Here is a 13991-nt window from a genome sequence, read left to right as displayed (position 1 = left end):
GCAGCTGGAACAGCGGTGGAGCTGGACGCGGACGGACGGGCCGTGCGTCTGTCCAACCCTGGCAAGGTGTACTTCCCGGAGAAGGGCTACACCAAGAAGGACGTGGCCGACTACTTCCACGCGGTCGGCCCCGGCATCCTGCGCGCCTTGCGCGAGAGGCCCACCACCCTCCAGCGCTTCGTCGACGGCGTCGAGGGCGACTTCTTCTACCAGAAGAGGGCCCCCAAGAACCTCCCCGACTGGACGCCCACCGCACGCATCGAGTTCCCCAGCGGCCGGCACGCCGACGAGATGTGCCCCACCGAGATCGGCGCCGTCCTGTGGGCGGCCAACCTCGGCACCCTGACCTTCCACCCCTGGCCGGTCCGCAGAGCGGACACCGACCACCCCGACGAACTGCGCATCGACCTCGACCCCCAGCCGGGCACCGACTACTCCGACGCGGTCCGGGCGGCCCACGAACTGCGCTCGGTGCTGGACGACAACGGGCTGCGGGGCTGGCCCAAGACCTCCGGCGGCCGAGGCATCCACGTCTTCGTCCCGATCGCCCCGGAGTGGACGTTCACCCAGGTCAGGCGGTGTGCCATCGCGGTGGGGCGGGAGCTGGAGCGCCGGATGCCGGAACGAGTGACCACCGCCTGGTGGAAGGAGGAGCGAGGCTCGCGGATCTTCGTCGACTACAACCAGACGGCCCGCGACCGCACCATCGCCTCCGCCTACTCGGTACGCCCCTTCCCGCACGCCCCCGTCTCCGCCCCCCTGCGCTGGGAGGAGATCGACGACGCCGAGCCCCGGGACTTCGACCTGCGGACCATGCCCGCCCGCTACGCCGAGGTCGGCGATCTGCACGCCGACATGGACGACCACGCCTTCCGGCTCGACCAGCTGCTCGAACTCGCCCGCAAGGACGAGCACGAGCACAAGCTCGGCGACCTCCCCTACCCGCCGGAGTACCCCAAGATGCCGGGCGAGCCCAAGCGCGTGCAGCCGAGCCGGGCCCGGCACGACGACGGCGACCCGGCGTGACCTCGGGGGGCGGCGGCGAGCACGGGGCCCACGGCAGGCCGCCGACCCGGCGGGAGTCGTGGGAGACGTTCAAGAAGTCGCCGTACTTCCCCGCGGTCGTCCTGGTCCTGATCGTCTCGGCCGCGGCCGGCCTCTTCGCCGGCTCGTACACCTACGCCATGGCCGACCCGACGCCCCATCGGATCCCGGCCGCGGTCGTCGAAGGACCCAGGACGCCGCACGCCGCCGCCTTCGTCAAGGGCATGGAGGAGGCGCTCGACGCCTCGCTGGAGCTCCACCGGTACCCGGACGGCGCGCAGGCCCGGGAGGCCCTGGACGAGCAGCGGGTCTTCGTGATCCTGCGGAGCGCGGGGGAGGGCGTGGCCATGCAGGTCGCCGGAGCCTCCGGTGCCTCCGTCGCCCAACTGCTCGCCGAGACAGGGGTGAAGGTTGCCCGCGCCCTGGACACCCGCATCACCGTCACCGACGTGAAGCCCCTCGGGAAGGGCGACCCGCGGGGTCTCGCCCTCTTCTACATCTCGCTTGCCGCCGTCATCATCGGCTTCCTCGGGGCGATCCAGCTCAGCGTCCACGCCCGGGCGCTGCTCCCGCTGGAGCGGATCCTGTTCACGGTCGCCTACGCCCTGCTCGGCGGCTTCGCCATCGCCGCCGTCGTCGACTGGGGGCTCGGGGCGCTCGACCTGCCCTTCGCGCAGTCCTGGATGATCCTGGCGTTCACGATGTTCACCTCGGGCATGGTCTTCACCATGTTCAACACCCTGATGGGCCGCTGGGCGATGATCCCCACCTGGGGGGTCATGGTCCTGCTCGGCAACCCCTCGTCGGGTGGTGCGGTGTCCTGGCCACTGCTGCCGTCGGTCCTCGGGCACATCGGGCGCTGGCTCCCTCCCGGAGCCTCGGTCAACGCCCAGCACACCGCGGTCTACTACCAGGGCCACCAGTACGTCTTCCCCTACCTGGTCCTGGCGGCCTGGGCGCTGGTGTCGTGCACGGTCTTCTGGGTGTGGCGTCACCGGCACCCCGGAGGCCGCGACCACATGCCCGAGCATGCGGCCACGGCCTCCAGGGCGGAGCCGGACCCTACAACTCCTTGACGCGGATGTCGCGGTAGGAGATCACGTCCGTGGTGCTGTGGACCTGGAGCCCGATGTAGCCGGAGGCGTACCGCCGGCCGTCCGTGCCGGGGTCGTCGCCCCGCGGAGGCTCGAACAGCTGGCCGCCGGTGTTGTCGAACTCGTTGAGCAGGACACCGTTGCGGTAGACCTGGTAGTGCTGGTCCACCACCCGGATCTCGTAGTCGTTCCAGGTGCCCTTCGGGGTGACCCCGGCGCCGCCGAGGCCGACCCGGTCGAATCCGTAGACGGAACCGGTCTTGTACATGTCGCCGTCCGGCCGGTCGTTGATCTGGATCTCATGGCCGTACTTGATGGCGACCCACTCCGGACTGGACTCCTCCGGGTGGTCGTGGACGTCCGGGAAGCGGACGAAGACCCCGCCGTTGGCGTTGCCCGTCCCGGGGGCGTCGTCCCGCCACTGGAGCTTGAGCGAGAAGTCGCCGTACTGCCTGGCCGGGAACCACAGCATCCCCATGCCGTCCACCGTGGTGGAGCTGGTGATCGACCCCTCCTCCGCGTTCAGTGCGAACTTCCCGCCGCCGACCTGCTCCCACTTGGCGAGCGACGCCGCCGTGCCGTCGAAGAGCTTGCGGTAGCCCTCGTCCTGGCCGGGTGTACCGATGCCCGACTGCTTGGCCGCCCGGTAGATCTTCTTGTGCTCCCGGGCGTCGATGACCCCGTCGGCCAGGAGCTTGTCCAGCACCTTGTCCACGTGCTTGAGGAACAGTGCGTGCGAGGACCAGTCCTTCTCGTCCTCGATCAGCTCGTTGACCGTGCAGCGGTTGCCGGTGAGGCGGTTGGGGACACCGGTGTCGACCGTGCCCACGATGACGGTGCGCCGTTCGTCGTACTCCGGGCAGTTCGGCGCGGGGACCCCGCCGCTCTCCGCGACGGTGAACGAGGACTGCTTCGCCTCGGAGGTGTTGCCGGCCTTGTCCGTCGCCCGGTGGGCGAAGGTGTGACGGCCGACCCGGTCGATGATGACCGGCTCGGTGTAGGCGAGGTACGGGCCCCCGTCGAGGGAGTACTCGGTCTTCTCCACGCCCGAGTCCGCGTCCGTCGCGGTGACGGTGGCCTTCGCGCTGGTGATGAAGGCGCCGTCCGAGTTCTTGTCACCGCTCACCACCACGGAGGTCTCGGGCGCCGTGGTGTCCTGGGTCGGCGGTTCGACGACCGTGAAGTCGACGGACTTCTCGGCGGCGGCGTTGCCCGCCTTGTCGGTGGCGCGGTAGCGGACGGTGTGTTCCCCCACCTCGTGCACCATCACCGGCGCGGTGTACGCCTGCCAGGCACCGTCGGCACCGAGCGCGTACTCGATGGTGTTGACGCCCGAGCCGGTGTCGGAGGCGGTCACGGTGACCGTCGCCATCCCGAGGTAGGCGCCGGCGTCGTCCTTCTCGCCCGACACGGTCGCGGACGTCTCGGGCGCGGTCCCGTCGTCCGTGTCCGGCGCGGCCACCGCGAAGTCCACGGACTTCTCCTCGGCGGCGTTGCCGTCCTTGTCGGTGGCGCGGTAGCGGACGGTGTGGTCACCGACCTCGTCCACCACGACCGGGGCGGTGTAGGGCTGCCACTCGCCGTCGGCACCGAGCGCGTACTCGACGCTGTCGACACCCGAACCCTCGTCGGTCGCCGCCACGGTGACGGTCGCCTGCCCGACGTAGGCGCCGTCGGCGTTCTTGTCGCCGTCCACCGTCGCCGAGGTCTCGGGCGCGGTGGTGTCCTCGCCGCCGCCTCCGCCCTCGGTCACCGTCAGGATGCCCTGCATCGATCCGTGGCCGGGGATCGTGCAGTGGTAGAAGTACCGGCCGGGCGTGAGGGTGACATCGACGCTGTGCTTGCCCCCTTCGCTGTCACTGGGGTTGGCCAGGATGTTGACCGCGACATCGCTGTTGAACTCCGGGTCCGACACGCTGAACGTCAGGGTGTGCGGCATGCCCGAGGTGTTGCCGGTGGCCGTGCTGTTCTCGAACACGATGGTCGCCGCACCGGCCACCGCCGTCTTCGGTGCCGACAGGTAGTGGTCGATGGGGTCGCCGGCGGTCCAGTTGAGCACCTGGTCGGCCGCTGCCGCCACTCGGTCGTCCTCGCGGCCGTAAGCGGCGGTCGAGGCCAAACCGAGGACCATCAGGAACGAACCGAGCAGGGCGAGCCACCAACGGGTGGGCCCGTACCGTCGTCGCGCGAGGAGTGAAGGGTGTCTCACTGCGCTGCCGCCTTCCTGGCCAGGTCCGCGGCGGCCGGGGTCGGACCGCCGCCCTTGTAGGTCACGCGCCACAGCGCGGACTTGGAGTCGGAGGTGAAGAAGCCGCGCCCGTAGTCCAGGACGTAGAGCGAGCCGTCCGGCGCGAACTTCCAGTCCATGAGGTTGCGGATGCCGTCGGCGCCGACCGGGATGATCTTCTTCAGCGACTCCGCGTGGGTGGGCAGGCCGCCCTTGCCGACCGTCTTCGGGTCGGTCAGCACGGCGTGGCGGGGCTGGGTGTCGTCGTAGAAGTCCCCGACGAACCACTTCCCGTCCCAGTACGCGGGCCACTTGGCCTCGCTCGTGCTCGCCGCGTCGTAGCGGTAGACCGGGCCGTTCATCGTCGCCTGGCCGCCGCCCTTCAGCCAGGGCAGGAGCTCCTTCTGGTCCTCCACCTTGTAGCTCGGGATGCCGTCGGCGTCACGCGGGTAGTCGACGCCGCCGCCCTGGGGTGAGTACCAGATGGTGTTCGAGGTCACCGGCGGGAGCTTCACCAGGCCGTCGTTGTTGGGCGACTCGTTGCGCGGGGCGTCGCAGTCGTACCAGCCGAGCGGCTTGGAGGGGTCGGGCAGGTTGCGGTCACGGTAGGGCTGCTTGTTGCCCATGCAGTAGGGCCAGCCGTGGTTCCCCGCCTTGGTGATCGCCGCGAAGGTGTCGTACTTCGCGGGCCCCCAGGTCGTGCTGGGCTCGCCGGCGTCGGGGCCGACCCAGCCCGCGTACAGGGTGTCCGTCGCCTTGTCGACGGAGATGCGTGCCGGGTTGCGCACACCCATCACGTAGATCTCGCCCCGGGTCTTGCCGCCGCCCTCGTCCGGCTCCTTGCCGGTGAAGAGGTTGCCCTCGGGCAGGGTGTACGTGCCGTCGTCCTCGGGGTGGATCCTGAGGATCTTGCCGTTCAGGTTGTTGGTGTTGCCCGCGGTACGCCGGGCGTCGGCGAAGGAGACGCCCTTGTAGTTCGGCTCCGGGTTGTTGCCGGAGTAGCCGTCGCTGAAGCCCGAGGAGTTGTTGTCGCCCGTGGCGATGTAGAGGTTCTCCTTCGAGTCCCAGGCCATACCGCCGCCCGCGTGGCAGCAGCTGTGGATCTGCACCGGCCAGCTCAGCAGCACCTTCTCGGACGCCATGTCCAGCTTGTTCGTGGCGTGGTCGAAGGTGAAGCGGGAGACCTGACGCACAGCCATCTGCTTGTCGCGGTCGATCTTCGCGTGCGGCGTGTAGTGCAGGTAGACCCAGCCGTTGGTGGCGAAGTCCGGGTCCAGCTCGATACCGAGGAGACCTTCCTCCACCTTGACCAGCTCGTCGCCGCCGCCCTTGTTGCCGAAGACGCTGAGCTTCCCGGCCAGGGTGACCTTCTTGGTGGCCGGATCGTAGACGTGGATCTCGCCCTCGCCCTTGCCGACGTTCGGGTCCTTCCAGTCGGTCACCACCGGGACGCTGCTGTCCGCGCCGCCGCGTCCGATGTAGAAGACCCGCCCGTCCTTCGCCGTCACCAGGCCGTGCGGTTCGCCGATCTGGTCGTTCTGCCCGGGCTGGTTGGGCTGGGTGAGGCGTTCGGCCGCGTAGTTGGAGTCGATCGTCGCCTTGCAGTCGGCCTGCGAGATACGGCTCGTCCAGGCCAGTGCGCCGCGCAGGTGGTCCCGGAAGTCGGTCTCCGCGTAACTCGCGGCCGTACCGCCCATCGCGGTGTAGAAGGAGCGGCCGCCGTCGTAGTCGCGGCACCAGGAGACCGGGTGGTCCCAGCCGTTGGCGCTCTTGCCGGGCGTGTAGGTGATCTCGCGTACGCGAGCCACGGTGTGCACGTCGCCGGACGGGTTGTCCTTCCAGTTCAGCCACTTGTCCGGGCGCTTCCACTCCAGCGGGAGGTTCTTCGTCGCCGGGTGCAGCCGGTCGCCGATCTCCACGGTGGCGCGCTGGACCGCGCTCGGGCTGTCCGCGGCGGGGCGGGCGCCGACCAGGCCGGTGAACCAGTCCGAGTACGGTTCGGTGCGTGCAGCGTCGTGGATGCCGAGGAAGCCGCCGCCGGCCTCCATGTAGGCCTCCAGGCCCGCCTCCTGCTCCGGGTCGAGTACGTCGCCGCCGCCGGTCAGGAAGACGACCGCGTTGTACTTGCCGAGCTGCTTGCCCTTGGTGAAGACGCTCGCGTCGTCGGTGGCGACGGTCCTGAACCGGCCGGCCTCGGGACCGCTCAGCCCGATCTTCTCGATGGCCGCGATGCCCGCGTCCACGGTCGGCGACTCCTCGCCGGCCGAAGCGTGGAAGACCAGGACCTTCACGTCGGCCCCACCCGGTGGCGAGGGCAGGGACAACGTTGTCGCCACGCGTTCCTTCAGTCCTGGGTCCGGATAAGGGCTCGCGGTGGCCGCGTTCCCTCCGAGCAGGGACGCGGTCAGACTGCCGACCGCCACGGCCGCCGCCATCCCGCGGCGCGATCTGGACCTGTGATGTGGTGTGCGCTGCATGTGGTCACCCACCCCTCTGGGTCACTTCTCCGGTCACTTCTCTCGTCGCACCTCTGGGATCACTGCGACAGCGCACGAAGCTAGACCTCTTTTCGTGGTCCGCCAATAGGTATGGCAGCAATCGAACGAACTTTGTCCTGAGTGTGGATAAACGCTGGACCCCCGGCTACGGTGTGGGCCGTCCGAGGGAGCAGCGCGTCAGTTTCCTTCTCGCAGTGGGGAGTTCGACATGGACCGAAGGACCTTCAACCGCAGGATGCTGGTCGGCGGGGGAGTGGCGGCGGCCACCGGCGTGACATCGATGTCACTCGGAGCGGTGCAGGCCACGTCCGCCGAGAACCCGGCGAAGACCGCGCCCGCGGGAGGTGCGGTCCGTCATCTCAAGCTGTACGCCGAGACCTTGGCGGACGGCTCCATGGGCTACGGCTTCGAGAAGGGCAAGGCCACGGTCCCCGGCCCCCTCATCGAGATCACCGAGGGCGACACCCTGCACATCGAATTCGAGAACACCACGGACGTCGACGCGAGCCTCCATGTCCACGGCGTGGACTACGACGTCGCGAGCGACGGCACCCGGATGAACCGCAGCCACGTCGAACCGGGCGGCACCCGGACCTACACCTGGCGCACCCACGCCCCGGGGCGCCGCAAGGACGGCACCTGGCAGGCGGGCAGCGCCGGTTACTGGCACTACCACGACCACGTCGTCGGCACCGACCACGGGACCGGTGGCATCCGGAAGGGCCTGTACGGGCCGCTCGTCGTACGGCGCAAGGGCGACATCCTGCCGGACAGGACGATCACGATCGTCTTCAACGACATGACGATCAACAACAAGGCGGCCCACGAGAGCCCCAACTTCGAGGCCACGGTGGGAGACCGTGTCGAGGTCGTGATGATCACGCACGGCGAGTACTACCACACGTTCCACATCCACGGGCACCGATGGGCCGACAACCGCACGGGCCTGCTCACCGGACCCGACGACCCCAGCCGCGTCGTCGACACGAAGATCTGCGGCCCCGCCGACTCCTTCGGCTTCCAGATCATCGCGGGCGAACACGTGGGCGCCGGAGCGTGGATGTACCACTGCCACGTGCAGAGCCACTCCGACATGGGGATGGCCGGACTGCTGCTCGTCGCCAAGGCGGACGGGACGGTCCCGGGCTACGACCCGCCGCACCACGCCGCGGCGCAGGAGCACCAGCACTGACCGAGGGCCGCGGTCATACCCGCTGCCGCAGTCGTGCCTGCTCCTCCTCGACGATGCGCCGGGCGAGAGCCCCGTCCGACACGTCCACTGCGTCGGGCGTCGCCTCGGCCAGGTCGCTGCGCCGGGCGTAGTCGTCGAAGAGGCGGTCCTTGCGCGCCAGGATGTCCAGCATCCGCTGGTCCACGCTGTCCGCCGCGAGGAGCCGGTGGACCCGCACGCTCCTTATCTGCCCCATGCGATGGGTCCTGGCCACCGCCTGGTGTTCCATGGTCGGCTTGATCTGAGGCTCGCAGAGGATGACCACGGAAGCCGCCTGGATGTTGAGTCCGACGCCGCCGGCCTGTATCTGGCTCAGCAGCACCGCGTGCCCGTCCACCGCGCCGAAGGAGTCCACCATCTCCTGACGGCGCGCGGCCGGGATCCTGCCGGAGACAGGGCCGAACACCTCCTCGCCCAAGGCCTCCCGTACCGCGCCCAGCACCTCACGGAAGTAGGAGAACACCACGACCTTGAGCCCGTTCCCCTCGGCCTCCGCGACGATCTCACGCAGCCGGTTCAGCTTCGCGGACGTCTCCGGCCGGGCGTAGGCCGCCCGGCGCATCCGCATGAAGTGCCCCGAGCCGACGGCCTCCCGGTACTCCTCCAGATCGGCGGGCGAGAACTCCTCCCACTCGTCCGCCTGTACCAGTGCCGGGAGTTCGGCCAGGACATCGGCCTGGTTCCGGCGCAGATAGGCCGGGGCCACCGCCTTGCGGAAGGCGTGCGAGCCGGCGACACCGTGGGTGGAGGTGACGAGCGGCGCGAGTTCGGGCCGCAGCTGGCGCACCAGGCTCCGGAACTCCTCGACGCGGTTCTCCATCGGCGTACCGGTCAGGAAGAGCACCCTCTCGGTGTGCCCTGTCCATCCGGCCACCGCCCTGGCGCGCCTGGTCGCGGAGTTCTTCACGAAGTGGGCCTCGTCCACCACCACCATGGCGGGTCTGACCCCGGTACCGGGGGAGTCGGGCAGGGCCGCCAGCGAATCGAAGGTCGTCAGCGCGACCCCGCCGCGCTCGCACCACTCCCCGAACGCGCCCCGCCGCTCCGGACCGTGCACAGCGACCGCGCGAAGGGTGGAGCGGGCGGCCACCTCCCGCCGCCAGTTGATGAGCACGCTCGCCGGGCACACCACCAGGAAGTGGGTCTCGCCGCCGCCGGCGAGATGAGCCATCGCCGCGATGGCCTGAACGGTCTTGCCGAGCCCCATCTCGTCGCCGAGGATCACCCGCTTCTGGGCCAGTGCGAAGCGTGCGCCGAAGGACTGGTACCCGCGCAGCGACACCCGCAGGCGGGAGTCGTCGAGCCGCAGCCCGCGCACCCGGTCGGCGATCCCGGACGGCAGGAAGCCCTCGGCGGCGTCCCGGTCGGGTCCGCTGCCCGACAACTCCGCGAGCAGGCTGTAGTACTCGGCCGGGCGCAGCTCGAAGTCGACCCAGGCCTCGGCGCCGGACGCGGAGCCGCGCAGCAGGTCGACCGAGGCCTGGGCGAACCGGGTCCGCAGCTCCCGCTCCGCCGCGTTCAGCGTCACCGCGCGTACCGAGTGGACCGCCGCCCGGACCCTGGCCGCGGCTTCCCGCCCCGCGAAGAGCATCCGCAGCCTGCTCCCGGCCGGTGCGGCGGCCGCGAGCAGCGGCTCCAGCTCCTCCGCGAGGCGCCGCGCGTCCTCGGCGGCCCGGCGCGTCTCCGGACCGCCCTCCACCAGCCGGTGCGCGGCGACGAGCAGGGCGGTGGTGGCCTCGTCCGACGCGTCGGCCATGTCTATCCGCAACGCGACGGTGTCCCGGACCGCGTGCGCGATCTGCCGCGCGGCGGCGAGTGCCTGGTCAGCGGTGTGCGCACCGACGCCGGGGACCTGGCGGAGCTCGTAGCGTCCGGCGCGGTGCACCCGGCCGACCGTTGTGAAGCCCGCCTGTTCCAGCGCGCCGAGCCGCAGTCTGCCCTCGGTCACCTCCGTGAGCCGGGACACGGGGATGGACGCCAGTTCGCCGTCCACCAGCGAATCCAGCAGCGGTGCGAGTGCCGCGCGGGCGGCTTCCACGGCGCCGTGATGGTCGTCGAGCACCGTGCGGGCCGCCGAGGCGAGCGCCCCGGCCTCGTCGAGCAGCGCACGTGCCGCTCTTCCCGTGGGTGTCCCGCCCCTGGGTCCGGCCTGAGTCATGTACGTCCTTCTGTTCCCGCCGCCGCGGCCCGGCCGTGACGGGGCCATCGTCCCACGCGGCTCCCGCCGGGCGGCACGGCACGGCGGAAGGGCGGTTGTCGGTGCCGGGTGCAAGACTCGGACGAGTGCGTCACCTCCAGTCCGACACGACGAGCGGGGCCACACGGGACCCGCGAAGGAGCACACCATGCTCGACCCCTCTTTCGAGACCGGCGCCCCCAACTGGATCGACCTCGGCACCCCCGACATCGACGCCGCCACCGGCTTCTACGGGGGGCTGTTCGGATGGGAGCTCGTGCCCGGCGGACCGGAGACCGGCGGGTACGGGACGTACCAGCTGCGCGGCAGGACGGTGGCGGGCGTCATGACCGTGCCGACCGAGCAGGGGAAGCCGGCCTGGTCGGTCTACTTCAGGACTCCTGACGCCGACGCCACCGCACGGGCGGTGGAGAAGGCCGGCGGGACCGCCGCGTTCCCCCCGATGGACGTACTGGACTACGGGCGCATGGGCGGCTTCACGGACAGCACGGGCGCGTACTTCGGCGTGTGGCAGTCCGGGACCGTCACCGGCCTCGGGGTGATCATGGAGTCGGGCTCGCTGCTCTGGTCCGAGCTGCACACACCGGACGTGCCGGCGGCGGCGGCGTTCTTCAACACGGTCTTCGGGTGGCAGACCCAGGCCATGGACTACCCAGGAGGCTCCTACACGACCGTCCGGCCCGCCGGCGGGAGTGACGACTCCGCCTTCGGCGGCATCGTGGGCCTCGGTCAGGATCCCGGGCGGGCGGCGGGTCCGCACTGGCTGCCGTACTTCGCCGTGGACGACGCCGACGCCACGGCCGCCGCGGTGGTACGGCTCGGCGGCGCTGTGACCATGGACCCCGCGGACGTGGCGGAGGTCGGCCGGATCGCCACCTTCGCCGACCCCGCGGGCGCGGCCTTCGCGGTGATCAAGCCGGCGCCGATGGGCTGAGGATGTCCGTCATGCCGCGGGACCGGCGCATGGTGTCGGTCCCGCATGGCCGCCGGACCCCTGGACGCGAGCGACATCGCTCGGGGTCGGAGGCGGCCTCGCCCGGGCGGACGCGGTGGAGAGCGATCGCGGAGAAGCCCGCCCGGCCGGTTGTTGAACGCTCGTTGATCACTTGTTTATCGCCGCCGGGCACTGTGTGTCCCATGCCGACCAACACCATGACCGACGAACTCGCCTGGCAGGAGACCGCGCTGTGCGCGCAGGCCGGCCCCGAGTTCTTCTTCCCGGCTCCGGGCAGCTCCACCCGCGAGGCGAAGCAGCTGTGCAACGCCTGCGAGGGCAGGCTGGCCTGTCTGGAGTACGCACTCGCGCACGACGAGCGGTTCGGGGTCTGGGGAGGGCTCTCCGAGAAGGAGCGGGAACGGCTGCGCAGAGAGGCCCGTACCGAAAGCCGCTGACACGAAGGCGGGAACGGCCGCACGACCGCTCGCGGGGCGCGGTCGCCGCGCGATCCGTCAGGTGATCCGGAAGGTCTCGCCGTAGACCTGCCACACCAGGGGCCTCTCCAGCCCGAGGTTGCCCTCGCGCAGGAACACCCGCTGCGCCGTGTCGATCCGGGTCGTGTCGCGCTGCACCGTGCGGGCCTTGATGGCCGTGCGGCCCGCGTCGAGGAAGGCGTTCAGGTACGCGGTCTCGTCACCGCCCTCCGCGACGGTGTCGGCCGAGGCCATCGCCGCGTCACGGATTCCGTAGAAACCGTCCGCCTCGATGCCCGGTCCGTGAAGCACCATCGCGTCGTAGTAGACGAACTGGCCCAGCGTGCCGAGGCCGTCCATCTTCGCGAGCCGGACCGCGGGCTCGAAGTACAGCCGGTCGCGTGTCGTGTCCTGGGCCTCGCGGAACGCGGGGTCCTCGGCGGCCCGGTGCCAGGCATCGGTGAAGCCGGGGTCCAGGCCCTCGTGCGAGTCGGTGCCGTCCACCGCGCGCAGGGCGGGGAGGAACCGGGCCAGGGGATTGTCCGGATGTTCCTCTGTGTAGGCCTCGACCAGCTGGAGCATGTCGTTCGTGCCGGAGCAGAAGCCGACTATGCCCGCCGTGTAGCCGGCGCCGTCCCCGATGTCCTCGATCGCTCCGTACTGGCTACGCCAGTCCAGGGTGGATGCCTCGGCGCTGGACACCAGCCGGGAGGCGGTCTCCTTCATGGCCGGGGCGGCGAGACCGGGGGGCAGCGCGTCGATCTCGTCCGCGTGCTCGTCGGCTTCCTCGGCAGCCTCCGGCGTTGCCGCACCTGACTTCGCGGGGCCGGCCGCCTGCTGGGTGATCGCCGGCTGCTCCGAGCCGCCTCCACCGAAGACGATCGAGGCGATGACGGCGACCGGCGCACCGATGAGAACAAGACGAGTCACGGGTTTCACGGGGCACAGAGTACGTTCCGTGAATCCATGCGGATGGTCCGGGAGCGAAGAAGCGGCGCACGCGTGCCGCGTGCGCCGCCTCGGAAGCTCGGACCGCGTCCGTACGGGGTGGCGGGCCGGGCGCTCGCGCCGGGCCGGGCGGACCGGGGAGCGGACACGGGTCCGGCCCGACCTGCGGGTCTCGTCAGCCCTGGGCTGCCCGGGCAGCCATACGTGCCTTGCGCGCCGCCAGCTTCTCGTCGAACTTGGACGCCTCGCTGTCCAGACCGTTCATGTACAGCCCGAGTTCCTCCTGGGCCTTGAGGCCCTCCGGGCCGAGGCCGTCGATGTCGAGCACCTTCAGGAAGCGCAGGACGGGCTGGATCACGTCGTCGTGGTGGATGCGCATGTTGTAGATCTCGCCGATCGCCATCTGCGCGGCCGCCCGCTCGAACCCGGGCATGCCGTGACCGGGCATCCGGAAGTTCACGACGACGTCGCGCACCGACTGCATCGTGAGGTCGGGGGCGAGGTCGAACGCGGCGCCGAGCAGGTTCCGGTAGAAGACCATGTGAAGGTTCTCGTCGGTCGCGATGCGGGCGAGCATCCGGTCGCAGACGGGGTCGCCCGACTGGTGTCCGGTGTTGCGGTGCGAGACGCGCGTGGCGAGCTCCTGGAACGCGACATACGCGACCGAGTGCAGCATGGAATGGCGGTTGTCGGACTCGAAGCCCTCGGCCATGTGCGCCATGCGGAACTGTTCCAGCTTGTCCGGGTCCACGGCGCGCGAGGTGAGCAGGTAGTCGCGCATCACGATGCCGTGCCTGCCCTCCTCCGCGGTCCACCGGTGCACCCAGGTACCCCAGGCGCCGTCGCGGCCGAAGAGCGACGCGATCTCGTGGTGGTAGCTGGGCAGGTTGTCCTCGGTCAGGAGGTTCACGACGAGGGCGATGCGGCCGATGTCGGTGACCTTGGACTGGCCGGTCTCCCATGCCTCGCCGTCCTCGAACAGGCCGGGGAAGTTGCGGCCGTCGGAGAACGGCACGTACTCGTGGGGCATCCAGTCCTTGGCGACCTTGAGGTGGCGGTTGAGTTCCTTCTCAACCACCTCTTCCAGCGCGTACAGCAGCTGGGCGTCCGTCCACGCCTTCGAACTGCCGAGGTGGGGAGAGGTGATCGTCACGGGTGCTCCTGGGGACGGGAGATTTACCTACGGCTTCGTAGGTTACGTGACCGTAGGTTAAGGCGGCGGTAAGGCCCTGGCCAAGCCCGGTCCTCGCAGTGTGCGTTCACTCACTGTCATCTGTGCAGGTCATTGGTGTATTCGTCGGGATAGGTCGGGCACCGGAATGCCCCATTTCCCTGCGCGGCC

General features: G+C 70.2%; 10 protein-coding genes. 5 read left to right on the top strand and 5 right to left on the bottom strand.

Going from position 1 to position 13991, the window contains the following annotated elements; genetic code table 11:
• The first annotated feature begins 15 nt into the window (after positions 1 to 15).
• Positions 16 to 1026 (top strand): non-homologous end-joining DNA ligase, encoded by a 1011-nt coding sequence (ligD, locus tag ACGFNN_RS24705; RefSeq protein WP_393559121.1) that lies wholly within the window; start codon positions 16 to 18, stop codon positions 1024 to 1026.
• The gene (locus ACGFNN_RS24700) at positions 1023 to 2120 is read left to right on the top strand and encodes an ABC transporter permease (RefSeq protein ID WP_393558999.1); all 1098 of its coding nucleotides are present in this window, start codon (positions 1023 to 1025) and stop codon (positions 2118 to 2120) included. Before ligD ends, ACGFNN_RS24700 begins: the two co-directional genes overlap by 4 nt.
• On the opposite strand, the gene ACGFNN_RS24695 is transcribed toward ACGFNN_RS24700, so the two are convergent.
• Together ACGFNN_RS24695 and ACGFNN_RS24690 are read right to left on the bottom strand one after the other, a co-directional pair.
• Positions 2107 to 4347, bottom strand: coding sequence for an OmpL47-type beta-barrel domain-containing protein (locus ACGFNN_RS24695; RefSeq protein WP_393558997.1), 2241 nt, complete (start codon positions 4345 to 4347; stop codon positions 2107 to 2109). The two genes, ACGFNN_RS24700 and ACGFNN_RS24695, sit on opposite strands and share 14 nt — an antisense overlap.
• Positions 4344 to 6842: a ThuA domain-containing protein gene (locus ACGFNN_RS24690; RefSeq protein WP_393558995.1), complete on the bottom strand. Its 2499-nt coding sequence runs from the start codon at positions 6840 to 6842 to the stop codon at positions 4344 to 4346. The genes ACGFNN_RS24695 and ACGFNN_RS24690 overlap by 4 nt, the downstream gene beginning before the upstream one ends.
• Before the next feature lie 229 nt (positions 6843 to 7071).
• Here ACGFNN_RS24690 and ACGFNN_RS24685 point away from each other — a divergent pair, with 229 nt between their 5' ends.
• Positions 7072 to 8055: a multicopper oxidase domain-containing protein gene (locus tag ACGFNN_RS24685; protein WP_393558993.1), complete on the top strand. Its 984-nt coding sequence runs from the start codon at positions 7072 to 7074 to the stop codon at positions 8053 to 8055.
• A 13-nt stretch (positions 8056 to 8068) separates the two neighbouring features.
• Here ACGFNN_RS24685 and ACGFNN_RS24680 read toward each other — a convergent pair whose 3' ends face one another.
• Positions 8069 to 10252, bottom strand: coding sequence for a DEAD/DEAH box helicase (locus ACGFNN_RS24680; protein WP_393558992.1), 2184 nt, complete (start codon positions 10250 to 10252; stop codon positions 8069 to 8071).
• Positions 10253 to 10439: 187 nt separating this feature from the next.
• Between ACGFNN_RS24680 and ACGFNN_RS24675 the strand changes: the two genes are divergently transcribed.
• Both ACGFNN_RS24675 and ACGFNN_RS24670 read left to right on the top strand, forming a co-directional pair.
• Positions 10440 to 11225 (top strand): VOC family protein, encoded by a 786-nt coding sequence (locus ACGFNN_RS24675; protein ID WP_393558990.1) that lies wholly within the window; start codon positions 10440 to 10442, stop codon positions 11223 to 11225.
• A 203-nt stretch (positions 11226 to 11428) separates the two neighbouring features.
• Entirely contained in the window at positions 11429 to 11683 is a 255-nt protein-coding gene (locus ACGFNN_RS24670; protein WP_362550179.1) for a WhiB family transcriptional regulator, read from the top strand.
• A 57-nt stretch (positions 11684 to 11740) separates the two neighbouring features.
• Here the strand turns inward: ACGFNN_RS24670 and ACGFNN_RS24665 are convergent, their stop codons facing one another.
• Together ACGFNN_RS24665 and ACGFNN_RS24660 are read right to left on the bottom strand one after the other, a co-directional pair.
• Positions 11741 to 12631, bottom strand: coding sequence for a chitosanase (locus ACGFNN_RS24665; protein WP_393559119.1), 891 nt, complete (start codon positions 12629 to 12631; stop codon positions 11741 to 11743).
• 193 nt (positions 12632 to 12824) lie between these two features.
• Positions 12825 to 13802: an acyl-ACP desaturase gene (locus ACGFNN_RS24660; RefSeq protein ID WP_393558988.1), complete on the bottom strand. Its 978-nt coding sequence runs from the start codon at positions 13800 to 13802 to the stop codon at positions 12825 to 12827.
• Between the last annotated feature and the right edge of the window lie 189 nt (positions 13803 to 13991).

Source organism: Streptomyces sp. NPDC048590 (assembly GCF_043199535.1).
Classification (GTDB): Bacteria; Actinomycetota; Actinomycetes; order Streptomycetales; family Streptomycetaceae; genus Streptomyces.
Note: the sequence above shows the minus strand (reverse complement) of the source record. Positions and strands in the feature narration are given on the sequence as shown.

Coding starts and splice junctions, on each gene's coding strand:
- ACGFNN_RS24690 (WP_393558995.1), bottom strand. CDS start 6,842: ATGCAGCGCACACCACATCACAGGTCCAGATCGCGCCGCGGGATGGCG.
- ACGFNN_RS24685 (WP_393558993.1), top strand. CDS start 7,072: ATGGACCGAAGGACCTTCAACCGCAGGATGCTGGTCGGCGGGGGAGTG.
- ACGFNN_RS24680 (WP_393558992.1), bottom strand. CDS start 10,252: ATGACTCAGGCCGGACCCAGGGGCGGGACACCCACGGGAAGAGCGGCA.
- ACGFNN_RS24675 (WP_393558990.1), top strand. CDS start 10,440: ATGCTCGACCCCTCTTTCGAGACCGGCGCCCCCAACTGGATCGACCTC.
- ACGFNN_RS24670 (WP_362550179.1), top strand. CDS start 11,429: ATGCCGACCAACACCATGACCGACGAACTCGCCTGGCAGGAGACCGCG.